This window comes from Nafulsella turpanensis ZLM-10 (assembly GCF_000346615.1).
Taxonomy (GTDB): domain Bacteria; phylum Bacteroidota; class Bacteroidia; order Cytophagales; family Cyclobacteriaceae; genus Nafulsella; species Nafulsella turpanensis.
The window spans coordinates 1-17896 of record NZ_ANNU01000069.1; the positions used below are offsets into that span (position 1 = coordinate 1).

Below are 17896 nucleotides of genomic sequence, written 5' to 3' on the forward strand. Positions count from 1 at the left end.
GATAAAATAAGGAGAAATTAACCTGTAGAACTACCGCGTTGTGCAACGGCTACTAGGGTTATGGTGCGTTTCATTTTATCACCTCCAGTATTTCATTTTCTTCTGATTTTAAGAAGGTCTGAATTACCATAAGGTTTTTATGAATCAGTTCTGATATTGCTTTCGTTGTCAGATTACCAGTTTTTAGCCAAATAATCTTAGGTGGGAATCCTTTAATTACATTCAGGTCAACAAAGTCTGAGTCAAATGTCACTACAGCATAACCATTCTTTTTGGCAAATTCGAAAATTTGAATGTCTGATGCATTTTCTAATCCTAAGTGACGCACCTGTTTTGCTTCAGGAAATATATCCTCAAGTTGCTTAACAATCTTTGGAGAGATATTTTGGTCAAACAGTAGTTTCAAGATGCAATCTTAAGCTTATGCTCCTTATCAGCCGCAAATGCAAGACAGGCATTAATCATGTCTTCATTTAGTTCGTCAAAATCAGACATAATCTCTTGCTTGGTCATACCATTTGATAGCCAATTCAGAACATCATAAACTGTTATCCTTGTCCCTTTTATACAGGGCTTTCCAAATCTTTTGTCAGACCGAATTTCTATGTATTCTTGATAATTCATATTCCAATATACTTAAAATCTGGAAATAATGTTTCTACCGGCCTGAATGCACCATAACCTGTTTATATCAACAGTTGGCCCTACAACTGCTGTTATATTGGCTATTTCTGCCGCCAGATGGTCCGGCGGATCGACTGGCAATGGACCTGATAACCGTCTTCTTTAAACTGATTTTGAAAAGGGATACCGCTCTCAGCGCTCACCTCCTCTAACTGCCGGATAAAGGATGGCCAGTCGTGCGGGATTTTCTGCAGATAATGAAGAATGTGGAGCTTTCCTTTTTTATCCTTTCCGCTTAACCAGAAATTGAATACCACCTGCTGAGCCCGTGGACCATCGCTCCGCTCATAGCCAAGGCTCAAACTGAGCAACTGATTTTCATAAATGCAGGCCAGTAGCCCTTCTGCAAGTGTTTCTGCATTTGCGCTTAGGACAATATTCTCTCTTGAAGCTTCTGCGGCCATGGTTTACAGGGTTAATAACAGGATAAGAGCCAGCAATGAAACCATCATGAGCATCAGCCCAAGAAAAGGGGTGCCTTCTTTGAGATAGGACTCTGCAGGTTCATAAGGATTATAAACGAGTGGCAGCGCCTGGCTGAAGTCTGCTTCCTTCCAACCCTTCGTCCGGCTTAGCTCCACCTGGTAAACTTTCTCTCCTACCCGGTAAACCACCACCGGGTGGTAAGCAACCGACATGGGTTCCCTGAACCACTGCTTGTTTTCACCCGTGCAGCCAGCATTACCAATGCTTTCGATAAAAGCCACAATCTCTCCTTCGGTACAAACAAATGTGCTGTATCTGGAAAGACTGCCTAGCTGTATCAGGCCGCCTGCAATAAAAAAGACTGAAGCGAGGACGAATAGAAAGAAAATCATGATGATGGTTTTTCTGTCAACGCTTTAATATAATATTTCCTGAAGGGAAATGAAAAGAAAAGTAAGTTTTGGATAGAAAAACCTATATTTTAAAATGGATTTATGCCTCACCCCAAATAAAAAGCGGAGCAGGTTTCCCTGCTCCGCTCCTGAATACAGCATTCATGCTGAAGCAGTTACTCTTCCAGCAGCTCTAAAATAGGCTCACCTGTCGCCCCATTCGGTAAACTAATATCGAGCATAAAGGAGAGTGTCGGGGCAATATCAGTAATATGCTGCCGCTTAAAGGAAACTCCTTCTTCCACACCCCACCCATACCAGATAAGGGGTACATGGGCGTCATAATTATAACCGGAGCCATGGGTGGTGCCATAGTTAGCAAAATCGATCCAGGCCGGGTCCAGCACCATCAGCACATCGCCCGAGCGCTTATAGTAATAGCCTTTCTGAAGCTTTTGGGTAATACCTTCGGTATAACCTTCCGTCTGCATCTGGCTGGCAGTATATACGGCTGCCACTCCTGCTTTCCTGCGCAGGAATTCGGCCAGCGTCTGCTGAACATCCTGCAGGTCGAGCTTACTGGTATAGATGAGGTCGTGGTTCAGGTAAAACTGCAGGTTGGTTGCATATTCCATCAGGCCAGCCACTCCGTATACCTCCTGCAGGAAAGCCTCTACCTCTTCGGCCAGGCTATTCTGGTCGAAGTAACCTGCAGGGGCCTTCTGGTCGATGAGCGACTGCGCCACCTCAGCGGCGGCATGGTCGGCCGTAAGGAAGACCAGGTATTCTCCTTTGCCCACGGTTTCGTCCAGGTAATTAAGCAGGTCTGCTATATCGCGATCGAGGCGCAGGTACATATCCTGTACTTCCACCGAGCGCGGGCCAAAGCTATGACCGAGGATATCGGTAGAAGAATAACTTAGCGCAAGCAGGTCGGTTACGGCATCTGCTCCCATATTTTCGCCTTCCACCGCTGCTTTGGCAAGCTCCGTTACCACGGAGTTGGCAAAAGGGGTATAGGTAAAGAGGTTATAATTACCATTCTGGCCACCCAGCACCGATAAATCGTATGGAAAGGTAGCCGTCTCTTTTCCTTTAAACACCTCTTCATAAGGAGTATCATCCGACCCTTCATATTCCGAGAGCGGAAGGAAGGTATTCCAGGTGCTGTCCATGTACTGCTGGGGAAGGCGGCGCTCATTAAAGGCCTCTACCCATGCCGGCAGTTCGGTTCTGTAATAGGTGCTGGTAATAAACTTGCCATACTTTTTATCGAACCAGTAGGCACCATCGGCCAGGTGGCCGGCCGGGAATGCCGCCCCTCTGTCTTTAATGGCCACGCCAACCACTTTGGCTTCTCTCCTGGTCGCCAGCTCGAGTTCATCGGAGATGGTGGTCGTCAGCAGGTTTTCGGCCGAAATATTTCCATAAGCTGAATTACTACCCACGGCACTTACTGAGGTATCTTCCGCACAATACTCACTTTCTTCCATTACCCGGTTGTACCAGCTGTTGCCGACTATTCCATGGACGGCAGGCGTGGTGCCGGTGTAGACCGAGGCATGGCCGGGACCGGTATAAGTTGGCACATAGTTATAGTGGGTATTTCTATTATAGAAACCCTCCTTCATTAACCGCTTAAAGCCGCCTTCGCTAAACTGATCCGCAAAGCGACTCAGGTAATCGGGACGAAACTGGTCAATGACAATCCCCACTACCAGCTTCGGCTGGGAGCTTCTCTTCTTAATCAGCCCTTCTTCTTCCAGCGTCTTCCGGACCAAGGCAGGATAATCCTCCTCAGTGGCCAGCGGAACATGCTGCTGCTTAAAGGCAGTTGTGCCCAGTAGAAAAAGGACAGCGACTCCAAATAATGCTCTCATAACAATAGTTTTAAAAAGCTATAAAACAGAAAAGCTGCTATTAAAGCAGCCTCTATTTAATTTTCAAAATGATTACTTTTTTAATGGGGCTGAAATCCGGTAATCGGCTTTTACATTTCCTTTACTGATGTTGGTAAGCTTGCTCTTCAGTAACCTCTTTTTAAGCCCGCTTAAATGATCGGTAAAGAGGATGCCTTCGATATGGTCGTACTCATGCTGAATAATGCGCGCTGCCAGCCCGTCGAATTCCTCTTCATGCTCGTTCCACTCTTCATCGAAGTAGTGAATACGAATACGCTCGGGCCGGAACACTTCTGCACGGATGCCCGGTATACTCAGGCAGCCCTCTTCAAAGGCCCATTCTTCCCCATCTTCCTCTATAATTTCCGGATTGATAAAGACCTTTTTAAAACCCTGGAGCTTTTCTTCGTCCATAGGCTCACCATCGACTACAAAAATACGCATAGCCTTGCCAATCTGGGGGCCTGCGAGGCCTACACCACTGGCATTGTACATGGTTTCAAACATATCCTCGGCCAGCTGCTTAACGTCTACACTGCCTTTTTCTATATCTTCGGCCTTCTTTTTCAGCACCGGATCGCCATAGACCACAATAGGATAAATCATAAACGGGAGCTTCTTTCTAAATAAGATTGTAAAATAATGGCAGCACTCACCTTATCGATGTTTGCTTTATTTTGCCTGTCTTTCTTTTTCACCCCTCCGCTAATCATGGCACTCATGGCCATTTGCGAAGTAAAGCGTTCGTCCTGCAAATGTATGGAAATATGCGGAAAGTTCTTGCGAAGAATGGTTACACAGCCTTTGGCCATTTGGGTGGCATTGGTGTCGGTATTGTCGAGCTTTTTAGGCATGCCTACCACAAAGGCAGCTACCTCTTCTTTTTCGGTATAGCTCTTCAGGAAGGAGACTAAATCTTTGCTGTGGATGGTTTCCAGGGGAGAGGCAATTATTTGCAGCGGATCGGTAACGGCCAGTCCTACTCTTTTTGCCCCGTAATCGATGGCCAGTATGCGAGCCATTCTTTAGTTAAGGCTGATTTTACTGCGCCACATTTTTTTCACTTCTTTCTCCAGTTGCAGGGCCTTTGGAAAAAGAATTTCGTTTTCCACTTTGGCGTGGGTCAGCAGGCTTTCTTCCAGCTCCTGCAGTTCTTTATACACTACCTTTACATGCAGGGCCGTACAGCCGTCAATAGCATAATCGCCGGTAATATGGCGGATGCCCATCATTTCATCGTCGTGGCAATCGTGCTCAATGGCAAATCGCTCCACGGAATTATTCTCCATCATGTAAAAAAGCCTGCCGGGGTGGAATTTTCCATGCAGGGCATTGTTAAGCTGGAGGATATAAGAAAAGAGTGTATCTTCTTCTTTGTAAATATGCTGGATAAAGTCCTCAATAAAGAGGGGAAACACAAACTTGAGATCTTCGGCTGCCTGGCACTGAACCACTTCTTTTGAGCCAAGGTTTTGAATGAGGCGGGCAATATAAGGAAGCTTGTGCTTTACAAAAAGATAGTGACTATGCTTGAGGTATTCAATAATCACTTCTACAGGAAGGCTGTTGAGGTTTGGCTGCTCATCCTGCCGGGTGGCAGACTCGAGGCTGCTCACCACATTCGACACTTTCAGCCCCCTCTCCTGGCAAACCTGCTCCAGCGTATGCTCAGAATAGTCATAAAACTCGATACCAAAGTAATACAATACCGAAGCGAACACGTAGTTCTTCTCAATCAGCTCCGTTATTTTGCATTTATTGTATTCCACTTTTCATCAAGTTATAAGAAGACAAATATACTAAATCCTGTAAAAACATGCTCTACTGAGCCCCTTAAAGTATGAGTATTTTTGAAATTAACTGGCTAACAGCCAGAAAGAACCGTCCATCTACCGCAAATGCCCATTTAAAGTAAATGTACTATCCCGATATAAATATACTTTTATTAATAAAAAGAAAGATTTACATTTATTTAGTAACTGATTAAATAAGTTCTGCACAAATTTTGTTTTAATAAAAACAGTAGAAAAATTTATTCCGTAAGGTAAGCTACAGCTCCTTACTCAAAAACGCTTAATCTTATTTCTGTGATAAATAATAAAAACTCAAAGTCTGCCACCAAAATGCCCCTTCTGGTTTCCATTGGAGTAGCAGCGGGCATCCTTTTAGGGGCCGCCATGACCAGTAGCGATGCTATTCAAAACTCTTATTCTTCCGTTCTTAAGTTTCGCGATGTGCTTTCTCATATCGAAAGAAGCTATGTAGATGAAATAGACACTGAAGTGCTGGTGGAAGAAGCGATTAACGGAATGCTGAAGAAGCTCGACCCCCATTCGGTTTACATTCCTAAAGAAGACCTTAAACTGGCAGAGTCGCAGCTGGAAGGTGAGTTTGAAGGCATAGGCGTGGAATTTAACCTGCTGAAAGACACCATTTATGTGGTTGCTCCCCTTAGCGGCGGCCCCTCAGAAACAGCCGGCATAAAAGCCGGCGATAAAATTATAACTGTTAACGGGAAAACCATTGCCGGCACCAACCTCACCAACCGCGATATTTTTACCCTGCTGAGAGGGCCTAAGGGCAGCGAAGTAGAGCTGGGTATTAAGCGAAGAGGCGAAGATGAACTTATTAACTATACCGTTGTACGCGATAAGATACCGCAGCATTCAGTCGCCGTAAGTTATATGGTAAATGAAGAAGTGGGTTACATTAAGCTTACCCGCTTTTCGGCCACCACTTACGACGAATTTAAGGCTGCCATGGAGGAGTTGAAAGAGCAGGGAATGGAAAAGCTTATCCTCGACCTGCAGGACAACCCCGGCGGCTATATGGACCGCGCCATTAATATTGCCGATGAGTTTATCAGCGGAAATAAAATGATTGTGTATACCGATGGCAAACGCTCGCGCTACGACAGCCAGGCACTCGCCCAGCGGAAGGGTATGTTTGAAGAGCAGCCGGTTATTGTATTGCTGAACGAGGGGAGCGCCTCCGCCTCTGAAATTGTGGCCGGTGCCCTGCAGGACAACGACCGTGGCCTTATTGTAGGTCGCCGCAGCTTTGGTAAGGGGCTGGTACAAATGCCTATCGACCTGAACGACGGCTCGCAGTTACGCCTCACTATTTCGCGTTATTATACCCCGAGTGGCCGCTCCATTCAGAAACCTTATGAAGAGGGCGATTACCGCAACGACCTGAACGAGCGCTACGAGCATGGTGAATACTTTAGTGCCGACAGCATCGACTTTATCGATACCCTTCGCTACGAAACCCGCAATGGAAGAGTGGTATATGGCGGCGGCGGTATTATGCCCGACTTCTTCGTTCCGTTCGATACCAGCCAAAGCTCTACTTACCTGAATAAGCTGTTCATGAACAACGTTATTAATGAATATACGCTTTCTTATGCACAGGATAACCGGAAAAAGCTTGAGCAAATGGGCTTTGAGAAGTACTACAAAAGCTTTGATGTAAGCGAGCAGATGCTCCAGCAACTAACTGCCCTGGGTAAAACACGGGAAGTGCCCTTCGATAAGGCAGGCTTTGCACAGTCTAAAGAACTGCTCCGCACGCATGTTAAAGCACTAATTGCCCGCAGTATTTGGAGAAATAAAGGTTATTACCCAATTTATAACCAAACAGACGAAGTGTTTCAGGAGGCTTTAAAGTTATTCGACGAAGCCGCCGAATTAGCCAGTAACGAATAGGTATGTATTATTGTAAAAGAGGAAAAATTCCGCATAAACGCCACACACAATTCCGGCAGCCCGACGGCAGCCTGTATGCAGAGGAACTGGTAAGCTCGCGTGGCTTTTCAGGTATATACTCTAACCTGTATCATATTCATCCGCCCACAAAGGTGCAGGAGGTTCGAAAAGCAGTCCCTTATGGTACAAAAATCAATGAGGAGTATCCGCTCCTGCAAACGCACCTCAAAACAGCAGGCGAAGGCCTTACCGGAGAAGATTATCTCGAGGCGCGCAAAATGCTGCTGAAGAATGCCGATGTGGCCATGGGCATCTGTAACCTGCCGGGTGGCAACCGTATGGACTACTTCTATAAAAATGCCGAAGCCGATGAGGTTATTTACGTCCACGATGGCAGCGGTCATTTGCTCTCGCAGTTTGGGCAGCTCCGGGTCGAGAAAGGCGATTATATAGTAATTCCCCGCACCACTATCTATAAGTTCGAATGGGAGGAGGCCGAGATGATCAGGCTGCTGGTGATAGAATCTGCCAGCCCTATAGAGACTCCTAGGCGGTACCGGAATGAGCTGGGCCAGTTACTGGAACACTCCCCCTTCTGCGAGCGCGACATTCGCCAGCCCGAAGAGCTGGTGATTGAAGAAGCCGAAGGCGAGTACCTGGTAAAAATTAAAAAGGGCGGTCTCCTGCACCAGTATGTGTATGGCCACAGTCCACTCGATGTGGTAGGCTGGGATGGGTTCCTCTACCCTTACACCTTTTCCATTTACGATTTCGAGCCCATTACAGGTCGCATTCACCAGCCACCACCGGTACACCAAACGTTCCAGTCCGAAGGATTCGTTATTTGCTCCTTCGTGCCACGCCTGTTCGATTACCATCCGCAGTCGATTCCTGCTCCTTATAACCACTCCAACATCGATTCGGATGAGGTGCTGTTTTATGCCGAAGGAAATTTTATGAGCCGTAAAGGCATCGACCGGGGATCTTTTACGCTCCACCCGGGCGGGCTGGCGCATGGTCCGCACCCCGGCACGGTCGAAAAGAGTATTGGCGCCAAAGAAACGCATGAGTATGCGGTTATGCTCGACACTTTCAGACCCCTCTATCTCACCAATGAGGCCATGGAGTATGTCGACCAGCAATACCCCATGAGCTGGAACGAGAAAAAATAAGGAATGAGTGCTCTTTACAGGCTGTTGCATTTGCCCTCCGGCAGGTACAACAGCCTTTTTTTATGCCTATTTCAAACAGCAAGCTAAGGCTAACGGTTAAAGAAATAAAAGATCCCATGAAGATACCGTCGAAACTTTCCTCTTTTTCATTACCTGCCCTACTCCTTTTTTCCTTTGCCTGTAGTGAGGGAGAAAGCGGGGATGCCGAAGCAGAAACTATTGCTGAAGTTGTTGCCTCCGAGGAGGAGGCTGTGGAAGAGGAGCCAGCTATTCCTGAAGAAGCATTTGAAACTATAGAAGTTACAGTGGAAGCATTGGGCAATTCAATGGAGGAAATTCGCTTCGATAAGGAAGAGGTTGTGGCACCTTCGAACGGGCAGCTTACCGTTACCCTGGTCAATAAATCTGAAGATCCGGAAATGATCCATAATATTGTTTTCATTCATGATGATGCCATAGAGGAGGTTGCCGCCGCAGGTCTTAAGGTAGGGCCAGAAAAGGCGTTTGTTCCAGACCTCTCTTCAGTATTTGCCGGCTCCGAACTTGTAGAACCGGGAGAGAGTACTGAATTTACCTTTACTGCCCCCTTCCAGTCGGGAGAATACCTTTTCGTTTGTACCGTTCCTGGTCACGCTGAAGAAATGAACGGCCGCTTTATCGTACTGCCACCTGCCGCCGTGGAGTAAGGCGGCTGTCCTTATCACTTCAGCCAGGGATCTGATTATACGCTAACCCACACCAGCTGCCATCTGAACGCCTTAAACAAAAAAGCTGCTCTACAAGAACAGCTTTCTTTTTCTCTACGCAATAATTACCTCTTTTAAATAGCATTCTGCTTTTTGGTACCTCCGCTCGGGTCTTCTCCTTTGGGATTACGACCCTGCTTGTGACTCTTATCTTTATCCTGATCTGTTTGGTGCCGGTCCTGTCCTTTCTTTTTGTTTTCCGGATGGCGGTCGTCGGCTATTCCTTTGTTATGTCCTTTTGTCATGATAGCTCTTTTTAGGATTAAAAATTTATTTCCTTCACTGATTTTACGCTATTGGGTAATAAGGGTTTAAACAGGAAGGAGAAAATCCTTTTTAAACTATTTCTACTAAACGACTCTCCCTTGGATACATAAAAAGAGGGGCTATTTTTGGAAAATAGCCCCTCTTTTTATGTAAAGTGCATGATGCTTTATTTAACCCTCTCCTTACGGGAGCGGAAAAAGCTCCAGTTACCGCTGTCTTTTTCGTGCTTCGCCGGACGGCGGCTGGTGGCAGAGCGATAAATAAGCTTTCGTTCTTTTTCCACAGGCTTTCTCTTCCCTGCTGCCTCTCTCCCCCATATGGTCTTTTTCTTTTCTACCACTAGCGGGCGCAGCGGTCGGCGGCTCCTTTCCACTACTTCCTCTTTTTTAGTTTTACGGTTCTTTAAAATACCAATTGTAGTAATGGCAGCCAGTATACCTGCGGCGGCACCGGCTACTATTTTAGGCAGCGGATCGCTTACGGGCGCAGGTAAACTTACTACCCCTGTGGCATCGGAATGGGCAGGAGTATCTACATAACGGCCTTTGCGCGGCGGCAAATAGCGGTCGGCAAAATCGATAAGATCGAGCTCTATACCCGGATACTGCAAGGCCTTTCCATGACCTGTTGCCACTACTTTTGGCCGGAGCGCCACCAGTTTGTCAATAGAACGAAGCGATTCTGTCCAGTCGCTTGTAAAATATTCCGGCGGCCCCATCAGTTCAGGCTTGCCCGAAAGCATGTCGCTCATATCGTGCATATTCATGGTAATAAAGGCATCGCCGGCAATCAGCACCGCATCCTTTTCATGAAATAAAGAAATGTGGCCCGGGGTATGGCCTGGAGTATGCACCCATTTCCAACCCTCAACGCCTGGCACTGCGCCATCTGCAGGTAGCTGGTATATTCGCTCAGAAATATTAACAGGCTCATTAGGATAGAAGCGACTAAGCTGTCCGCCAAAGCCCCCAACAGTAGGGTCCTGGGGCGGATAGGCCGACTGCCCTGTTAAGTAAGGTATTTCAAGAGGGTGCGCGTACACCGGCACATCCCAATACCTGGAAAGTTCTTCTACCGTTCCGGCGTGGTCGAAGTGGCCGTGGGTCATTACAATGGCCTCCGGCCGGGCCTGTACCCCATAGGTGTCATCCACTGCTTTCTTAATCTGGTCTACAGAAAATGGCATTCCTGTATCCACCAGAATCCATGGTCCGCCCGGCTCTCCAAGCATGTAGGCGTTCACAAAAGCGGTTTGAATCCGGTACACTCCTGGCACTACCATACTGGGCGCGGTAGTGGTAAACATCCTTTCCAAAAAATTTGCCATAATATTTCTTTATTAAATTCCTGCAATTCAGTTCAATTCACTCATATTAAGTAAAAGTCAAGTGTTTTTGTTGGGGCTAAGTCCAAAATTTATTGTAATTAAGAAGGGAGAGGTGAAGAGACAGACTACACAAGCCTGGCCACCCGAGAGCAAATCCGATGACTTTACTTTTATTCAAGTAAGAAGATAAATACAGGCTTCCCGTCAGCACCTGGAGTTTGTTTACGCTATCTGACTACTGGTAACATATTTGCAAAGGCATAAAAAAACAAGAACCCGGCTTTTAGCCAGGTTCCTGCTTAAACTAATATTCATTAATAATAAATACCGTATTAGGCATTCTGTGCTTTTTCATTCACACGGCTAATCGCCACATCATTAAGCTTTGAGTCAGCTGACTTCTCTTCTTCGAGGGTCTTTTCCAGAAGGTCGGCCGCCTCGTTAAAGCCAAGACGCTTCGCATAGTTACGGGCGGTACCATATCCGGCCATCTCGTAATGCTCTACACGCTGTGCTGCACCAATAAGAGCTGCATCACGTACTTCATCATCACCTTTCATTTCAAGGGCTTCTTTCCCTTCGCGAATCAGGCCTTCCATCGCCTCGCACTTTTCACCTTTAATATCTATATCAAGCTTCTGAGCAATCTGCTCCAGGCGTTCCTTTTGTCCTTTTGTTTCTTCCAGGTGCCCTTTAAAGCAGTCTTTCAGCTTCTGGTCAGTTGCTTTTTCTGCCATCTTTGGCAAAGCCTCTGACAGCTGGGTTTCTGCACTATACAAATCACGCAATTCGTGAATAAAAAGATCTTTTAAAGAATTCATATTATTTGCCATAACAATTCTGATTTAAGTTTAAAAAAATAATAACGCAATTTTTGCACTATTTTAATGACGTACTTTACGCGCCATCTGATGTATCTTACGACTTAAACCCAAGAGTGTTTTACTTATTTCACTCAAAATCAGTTATTTATGACTTTTTTAACATATTATCTCTCTCGTATTCAAGAAAAATATTTTTTTATTGAACCGTTCACATATATGACGAATCACATACAAAGCATACTCATATTCCGGCCCGGACAAACGATAAATAAGGTTTTCGGCTTATTTTAAAAGAAGAAGTATTGGAGGGATGCGGGCGCAGCCCTCAAAAGAAATTTTAACGAAGGCGCTGAGCCAGGTTTACTAGAGACGAACGCCAGGCAGCGGTTTCGTTACTTGCCTCCCACATTTCCATCAAACCGGAGTCGCCACTTACAATGGTAATAACACTTTTCGCCTTCTGCTTCAGCTCAGGCAGGTTGTCGACTTCCATAAATTCCACGGCAGTAAGCATTTTCTTATCGAAATCCTCAGCCGGGAAGCCGTTTTTTGCTGCTATTACCTCCGAGGCAGCCAGTGCTTCCTGGCAAAGGTGTGCATCGGGCCGCGAGGTTTCGAGTAGTTCGTCGAGCGTACCCTCTACAAATCCGGCTGTTTTAAACTGTTCCCATTCAGCCAGCCAGTCCGCCGCTGCATCATTTTCGAGGTTTCCGTATCCTCCGTTTCCCATAAATCCTGATTAATTTTTTATTTTAGTGGTCTTTTAGTAGGCTACGGGCGAGCCCTGGTAAAGTTTAAAAATCCATATATGCCCGAAGATATAAAATTTCTTTTAGCTTTAAGTTGTAAAGCAACAAAATTACCTTTGTAAGGATATACCTTCCTGATAGTCAAAAACCTATGAAGATACTCCACACCGCCGACTGGCACCTGGGAAAGAGGCTGAATGAATTCAGCCGGATAGAAGAGCAGCGCGAGGTGCTGGACGAGATTTGTCAGCTTGCGGAGCAGCACGAGGTCGATGCCGTACTGATTGCCGGAGACCTTTACGATACCTTCAACCCGCCTAACGAGGCCATTGAGCTTTTTTATAAAACCCTCCATCGCTTAACCGCCGGCGGAAGGCGTGCCGTTATTGGCATTGCCGGCAACCACGATTCGCCCGACCGGATAGATGCCCCGGACCCCCTCGCCCGTAGCTGCGGCATTATCCTGGCTGGGCGGCCTAAAACAACAGTTAAAGAATGTAAATTGGGCTCGGGGCTGGAAGTGCTTAAAAGCGAGCCTGGCTTCGTGGAGCTGTGCCTTCCAGGCAACTCCTACCCGCTGCGCCTGCTCCTGACTCCCTACGCCAGCGAAACTACCATGCGCCAGCACCTGGGCGAAGAAGACAAGGAAGAGGAGCTACGCCAGAGCCTGCAAAAGCATTGGCAGGAACTGGCCGATGCCCACTGCGATGACAAAGGGGTGAATATGCTGATGGCCCACCTTTACGTAATGGAAAAAGGTGGCCCCGCCCCGGAGGAAGACAGCGAAGGCGAAAGGCCCATCCTGCACATGGGAGGCGCCCAGGCCATCTATACCGAAAACTTCCCGCCACAAATGCAGTACGTGGCTTTAGGTCACCTGCACCGCTGCCAGGTCGTAAGCAAACAGCCCTGCCCGGCAGTGTACAGCAGCAGCCCCCTTGCCTACAGCTTCAGCGAAGCGCACCAGCCAAAATTTGTGATGCTGCTGGAGGCAGAACCGGGCAAGCCTGTCGAATGTACACCCATCCGACTGCAAAAGGGCAGAACCCTTGCCCGGAAAGAATTTAACAGCACCGAAGAGGCCCTCCAGTGGCTGCAGGCAAATCCAAACACCTTTGTGGAGCTTACCCTGGTGAGTGATACCTATATCGATGCGCCGACTAAAAAAGCACTGCTCCGGGCCCATGATGGCATTGTTAGTATTATTCCGAAAATAACCGGAGTGGAGGAGCTGGAGGGACAGGACTTGAAAGAAAAGAAAATCAACCTGCAGCAAAGCCGCGAGGCTCTTTTCCGCGATTATTTTCAGCAGCGAAAAGGCCAGGAGCCGAATGATGACCTGATGCAGCTCTTCCGCGAAATTGTTCAGGAACAGTCGTGAGTATTGGGTTCTGAGCCTTGAGTCTAAACTCAGAGAGAAATAATAATGACAGAATAAGTGTATGCTTTGCCTATTCATTCATTCTATCATTCACTCATTCTATCATTTAGAAATCAGCATATTAAAACATGATTCCTCTTTCCCTTACCATAGAAGGATTATATTCTTACAAAGAAAAGCAGACAATTAACTTCGAAACCCTCACATCAAATGGCCTCTTTGGGATATTCGGAGAGGTAGGGAGCGGTAAATCTTCTATACTGGAAGCCATTATGTTTGTGCTTTTCGACGATACGGAGCGGCTCAACAAAAGCGGGGACGATCGCTACTATAACATGCTCAACCTCCAGAGCAACCGCTTTCATATCGACTTTACCTTCATGTCCGGCAAAGGTAACCAGGAGAAATACCGCTTTGCCTGCATGGCCAAACGAAACTCTAAGGCCGATAAGTTTGAAGAGGTAAAAATCAGCAAAAACGACCGGCAGTACTACCGCTGGGAAGGAGAGCAGTGGCTACCGCTCGAGGGGGTAAAAGATGCCAGCGAAATCCTGGGAATGGATTATAAGAACTTTAAGCAGACCATCATCATCCCCCAGGGAAAGTTCAGGGAATTCGTTGACCAGACCAGCGGCGACCGTACCCGTATGCTCAAGGAGCTCTTCCGCCTGCATAGCTTCGACCTCGGCCCTCAAACCGGTAGCCTCCTTAAGAAAACCGAAATGGATATTCAGCACGTACAGGGGCAGCTGGAGTCATTAGGTGAAGTGAAGCAGGAAGAGGTAACGCGCCTTGGAGAAGAAATAAAGCAGCTGGAGGGCCTTATAAAAGAACTTCAGGAAAAAACCACCTCCCATAAAAAGGAAGAGCAGGAGCTAAAAGCCCTGGAACAGCTACATGAGCAGCTGCTTGAATGCCGCCAACGGCTGAAAACCCTGGAAGCAGAAGGCGCAAAGTGGAAAGAGCGGGAACAGCAGCTAAAAACCTATACCGAAGCCTACACCCATTTTTATGAAAAGCTCCGCCAGCAGCATAGCCTCGGTAAAGAGCTAAAGGAGAAAGCTGCTGCACAGCAGGAACTTGAAAAAAAGTTAAAGCAAAACAAGGAGCAGCAGCAGAAAGCAAAGGAAACTTTTGAGCAGGCCCGTACAGCCTATGAACAAAAGGACCAGGTGGCAAGAAAAATCGAAGACCTGGAGCGTACTCTCCAGCTCAAGGCTACGGAAGAAAAGCTGGCAGCCATCCAAAAAGTACAAGCGAAACAGACTGGGGATTGCGAAAAACTCGAAGCGCAGAAAAAGCAGTCGAAGGAGCAATACCTTGCCATGGAGGAGCGGCTCCAGAAACTGGAAGCCGGTCAGCCCGATATTGGCCGCCTGAGCGAAGTCTTTCAGTGGGTGGAGAAAAAGGAAACCTTCCTGGAACAGATAAAAAAGGCTGAAGCCGCACTGGAATCCTGCAAAGAATCACTTAAAACAAGCCAGCAACAGCAAAAGCAGCTTCTGCAGGACTGGCCGGCACTCTCTTCTCTTGAAGACTGGCCGGCTGTGCTAAGCGGGCTTGAAGAAATGGGCCGCAGCCTGCTGGAGCAGGAGGCCGTGGAAGATAAAAAGCTGCGGGAGCTACACGTGCAGCAGAAGCTTACCGAGTATGCTGACCAGCTGCAGAAGGGCCAGGCCTGCCCGCTGTGTGGAGCCACCGACCACCCACAGTTGGCCGTGAGCGAACATATTGCACAGGCCTGCGAGGAGCAGGAGCAAAAAATAAAACAATGCCGCGAAAAGCAGCAGCAGCTTAACCAGCTAAATGCGAACCTGAAGGAAGTACAGGCCAACCTTCGGCACCTGGAACAAAATCACCAGCAGCAGGAAAAAGACCTTCAGCAATTCAGGCAACAGCAGCAGCTACTGGAACATAATTTCTCCTGGCCGGAATTCCGGCAGACTGAAAAAGAGGAGCTTAAACGGCAGATAGATCTGGCTAAGCTGGCAGCTCAACAGATTAAAACTTTTAAAACTCAACTAGCCACAGCCAAAAAAGAGGCTGAACACAAGGCCGATAAATATGAAACCTTAAGCAGGGAACTGCAACAAACCGAGCGCCAGTTGAGCAGCCTGCAGGGAGAATGGGAAGCTAAAAAAGAGGCCTTACATGCCGATAACCAGCGCCTGCTCAAGTTCGAAACTGCTGCCCTGCAGGAAAGCCTGCAGAAAGGAAAAGAAAAACTGGAAAAGCTCATTAAGCATTTTGAGCATAGCCAGCAGCAGATCAACCAGCTGAATGAACATTGTGCCCGCCTGCAGGCCACCTTCGAATCGGGCAACCAGACCATTCAGGAGCTACAGCAAAAGCAGGAGGCCCTGCAGCAGGAAATTGAGGAACTTTGCCGGACCAGGGGTTTTTCTAACCAGGAAAAAGTGCGGGAAGTACTTGCCCTCCGTCTGAATATAGAAGAGGAAGACCGGCAAATAAAGCAGTACTACCAGCAGCTGCACATTGCCCACGATCGCCTGCAGAAGCTGGAAGAACAGGTAGCTGGCCGCCCTTATGATAAAGAAGCGCACACGCAGCTCCTGGAAAAGATAAGGCAGCAGGAGGAACAATGCGAGGAGCATAAAAAGCGGCAGACGCAGGCCGCCCATGAAAAAGCCGACAAAGAGGATAAACTTAAAAAGAGCGGGAACCTGCTAAAGGAGCTCGAGGCCCTGGAGCTTCGCCGCGAGAATTTAAAAGAACTGGCAGGCCTTTTCCGCGGCAGCGGCTTTGTCGACTATGTATCTACCATATACCTGCAGGACCTCTGCCGCGTAGCCAATGAGCGCTTCTTTAAGCTTACCCGCAATAACCTGAGCCTGGAGCTCGACGGGCAGAATAACTTTATTGTGCGCGACTTCCTGAATGGAGGCCGCACCCGTTTGCTCAAAACCCTCAGTGGCGGCCAAACCTTCCAGGCAGCTCTCTGCCTGGCCCTGGCCATGGCTGAGAACATCAAAAGCCTCAATGAGGCTGAGCAAAGCTTCTTTTTTCTCGACGAAGGCTTCGGTGCCCTCGACAAGGAAAGCCTGCGCATTGTCTTCGACACCCTTAAATCGCTCCGCCACGAAAACCGTATTGTCGGCATAATTTCCCACGTAGAGGAGCTTCAGCAGGAAATTGAGGTGTTCCTGAAAGTAGAAAATGATGCGGAAAAAGGAAGCTTAGTGAGCTGTAGCTGGGAGTGAGGCTGAGACAGACACAGAATTTTGTTAATAATACAGCTAAAAGAAAGCCATCAGGATCACTCATTGCAGCCAACAGAACTTGCTAAAGCTGTTTTAAGTGCCTTCTGAAAGTCAACTGGCTGATCAATCCAGATACTGTGTCCTGCCTTATCGATCTCCACTAAGTGTATGTTGGGAATCTTCCCAGACCATAATCGATGATATTCAACAGTCAATGGCCCAAAGTCATGACTTCCCTCCAACATCCAGACCGGGCAATTGTGCCTGGAAAGGGCAGGCATATAATTATAATCAGGAGGCATACTTTCTTTTGCTTTTCTTCCTGCAGATGAATTAAAGAATGCAAAACCTCCTTTATCTAACTTCCACTTATCCATATCATACAAGTTAGCCCCAGCAAACATTATCCGATAATAATAAGAAAGCTCCTTATCACTCATTTCATCCATAGGCTTGTCCAGCCCGTGTTCTTTGAGTGTTGACATAACTTCTTCCCTTTCAAACCAGGCTTTCTTTGCCTGTCGCTGCTTTTCGATTAATCTTTTTTCTTCAGGAGTAGTAGGAGACCGAGGCGCTGAAACAGATACAAGAACCAGTCCCCTTACCTTGTCAGGATGTGCATCTAAATAAGCCATTGCCAGTGTCGTACCTACCGAATGACCTACTAAATTTAACTTCCCAAGGTTTAACTCCTTTCGGAGCTCCTCTAAATCATTGATGTGGTTTTGCACAGAAACTAAACTATCCGGACAAGCAGAACGAAGAGAACCACGCTGATCATAAAAAACAAGATGATAATCATCATCGAGGCCCTTCATGGCATTAAGAAGATAACTGTGTTCGGCCCCCCAACCACCATGCAAAATCACCAATGTATCTGCTCCTCTGCCATATTCTTTTACAAAAAGAGAACACCCATCTGCCGTTCGCAGATACCACTCTGGCTCTTCATTTTTAAGCTGTCCACTAGAAACTAAGGGTAGAAAAAGGATGAGAAGAAATAAAAATGACTTTTTCATGATTACAAAAAGTTATCTAAACGCATCCGAAAAATGTATCTTCTGAATTCTGAGGCATTCTACATAATTCAATTGATCCT

Annotated in this window: 18 protein-coding genes; 5 read left to right on the forward strand and 13 right to left on the reverse strand. The window is 47.1% G+C overall.

What is annotated here, in order from left to right; genetic code table 11:
* Nucleotides 1–70: 70 nt before the first annotated feature.
* The 8 genes from F752_RS0120970 to F752_RS0121010 form a co-directional block, all read right to left on the reverse strand.
* Complete coding sequence (locus F752_RS0120970) at nucleotides 71–406, reverse strand: DUF5615 family PIN-like protein (RefSeq protein WP_017733714.1); 336 nt, start codon at nucleotides 404–406, stop codon at nucleotides 71–73.
* A complete protein-coding gene (locus F752_RS0120975) occupies nucleotides 403–624 on the reverse strand; it encodes a DUF433 domain-containing protein (protein WP_017733715.1) in 222 nt (73 codons plus the stop codon). Before F752_RS0120975 ends, F752_RS0120970 begins: the two co-directional genes overlap by 4 nt.
* 101 nt (nucleotides 625–725) lie before the next feature.
* On the reverse strand, nucleotides 726–1088 hold the full coding sequence (locus tag F752_RS0120980; protein ID WP_017733716.1) for a hypothetical protein: 363 nt from the start codon (nucleotides 1086–1088) through the stop codon (nucleotides 726–728).
* Between the two features lie 3 nt (nucleotides 1089–1091).
* Nucleotides 1092–1502 carry a DUF3592 domain-containing protein gene (locus F752_RS0120985; RefSeq protein ID WP_017733717.1) on the reverse strand — a complete coding sequence of 137 codons (411 nt, stop codon included), beginning with the start codon at nucleotides 1500–1502 and terminating at the stop codon, nucleotides 1092–1094.
* Between the two features lie 176 nt (nucleotides 1503–1678).
* A complete protein-coding gene (pafA, locus tag F752_RS0120995) occupies nucleotides 1679–3382 on the reverse strand; it encodes an alkaline phosphatase PafA (protein WP_017733719.1) in 1704 nt (567 codons plus the stop codon).
* Between the two features lie 72 nt (nucleotides 3383–3454).
* Entirely contained in the window at nucleotides 3455–4009 is a 555-nt protein-coding gene (gene def, locus F752_RS0121000; RefSeq protein ID WP_017733720.1) for a peptide deformylase, read from the reverse strand.
* Nucleotides 4006–4425 (reverse strand): Holliday junction resolvase RuvX, encoded by a 420-nt coding sequence (gene ruvX, locus F752_RS0121005; RefSeq protein WP_017733721.1) that lies wholly within the window; start codon nucleotides 4423–4425, stop codon nucleotides 4006–4008. The genes def and ruvX overlap by 4 nt, the downstream gene beginning before the upstream one ends.
* 3 nt (nucleotides 4426–4428) lie before the next feature.
* Nucleotides 4429–5172: a hemerythrin domain-containing protein gene (locus F752_RS0121010; RefSeq protein WP_017733722.1), complete on the reverse strand. Its 744-nt coding sequence runs from the start codon at nucleotides 5170–5172 to the stop codon at nucleotides 4429–4431.
* Nucleotides 5173–5490: 318 nt separating this feature from the next.
* Between F752_RS0121010 and F752_RS0121015 the strand changes: the two genes are divergently transcribed.
* The 3 genes from F752_RS0121015 to F752_RS25635 all read left to right on the forward strand — a co-directional run bounded on the left by F752_RS0121015 (nucleotide 5491) and on the right by F752_RS25635 (nucleotide 8968).
* Nucleotides 5491–7110, forward strand: coding sequence for a S41 family peptidase (locus F752_RS0121015; protein ID WP_017733723.1), 1620 nt, complete (start codon nucleotides 5491–5493; stop codon nucleotides 7108–7110).
* Between the two features lie 2 nt (nucleotides 7111–7112).
* Complete coding sequence (locus F752_RS0121020; RefSeq protein ID WP_017733724.1) at nucleotides 7113–8282, forward strand: homogentisate 1,2-dioxygenase; 1170 nt, start codon at nucleotides 7113–7115, stop codon at nucleotides 8280–8282.
* 62 nt (nucleotides 8283–8344) lie between these two features.
* The gene (locus tag F752_RS25635; protein WP_017733725.1) at nucleotides 8345–8968 is read left to right on the forward strand and encodes a plastocyanin/azurin family copper-binding protein; all 624 of its coding nucleotides are present in this window, start codon (nucleotides 8345–8347) and stop codon (nucleotides 8966–8968) included.
* Between the two features lie 134 nt (nucleotides 8969–9102).
* Here F752_RS25635 and F752_RS26460 read toward each other — a convergent pair whose 3' ends face one another.
* The 4 genes from F752_RS26460 to F752_RS0121045 form a co-directional block, all read right to left on the reverse strand.
* Nucleotides 9103–9273: a hypothetical protein gene (locus F752_RS26460; RefSeq protein WP_017733726.1), complete on the reverse strand. Its 171-nt coding sequence runs from the start codon at nucleotides 9271–9273 to the stop codon at nucleotides 9103–9105.
* 188 nt (nucleotides 9274–9461) lie between these two features.
* A complete protein-coding gene (locus F752_RS24805) occupies nucleotides 9462–10622 on the reverse strand; it encodes an MBL fold metallo-hydrolase (protein WP_017733727.1) in 1161 nt (386 codons plus the stop codon).
* Between the two features lie 332 nt (nucleotides 10623–10954).
* On the reverse strand, nucleotides 10955–11455 hold the full coding sequence (locus F752_RS0121040; protein WP_017733728.1) for a YciE/YciF ferroxidase family protein: 501 nt from the start codon (nucleotides 11453–11455) through the stop codon (nucleotides 10955–10957).
* A 328-nt stretch (nucleotides 11456–11783) separates the two neighbouring features.
* Nucleotides 11784–12176, reverse strand: coding sequence for a DUF4259 domain-containing protein (locus F752_RS0121045; protein WP_017733729.1), 393 nt, complete (start codon nucleotides 12174–12176; stop codon nucleotides 11784–11786).
* Nucleotides 12177–12346: 170 nt separating this feature from the next.
* On the opposite strand from F752_RS0121045, the gene F752_RS0121050 reads away from it, so the two are divergent.
* Together F752_RS0121050 and F752_RS25640 are read left to right on the forward strand one after the other, a co-directional pair.
* The gene (locus F752_RS0121050) at nucleotides 12347–13576 is read left to right on the forward strand and encodes a metallophosphoesterase family protein (RefSeq protein ID WP_017733730.1); all 1230 of its coding nucleotides are present in this window, start codon (nucleotides 12347–12349) and stop codon (nucleotides 13574–13576) included.
* 128 nt (nucleotides 13577–13704) lie between these two features.
* Complete coding sequence (locus tag F752_RS25640; RefSeq protein WP_017733731.1) at nucleotides 13705–16797, forward strand: AAA family ATPase; 3093 nt, start codon at nucleotides 13705–13707, stop codon at nucleotides 16795–16797.
* A gap of 56 nt (nucleotides 16798–16853) precedes the next feature.
* On the opposite strand, the gene F752_RS0121060 is transcribed toward F752_RS25640, so the two are convergent.
* Entirely contained in the window at nucleotides 16854–17816 is a 963-nt protein-coding gene (locus F752_RS0121060; RefSeq protein ID WP_017733732.1) for an alpha/beta fold hydrolase, read from the reverse strand.
* Nucleotides 17817–17896: the final 80 nt, after the last annotated feature.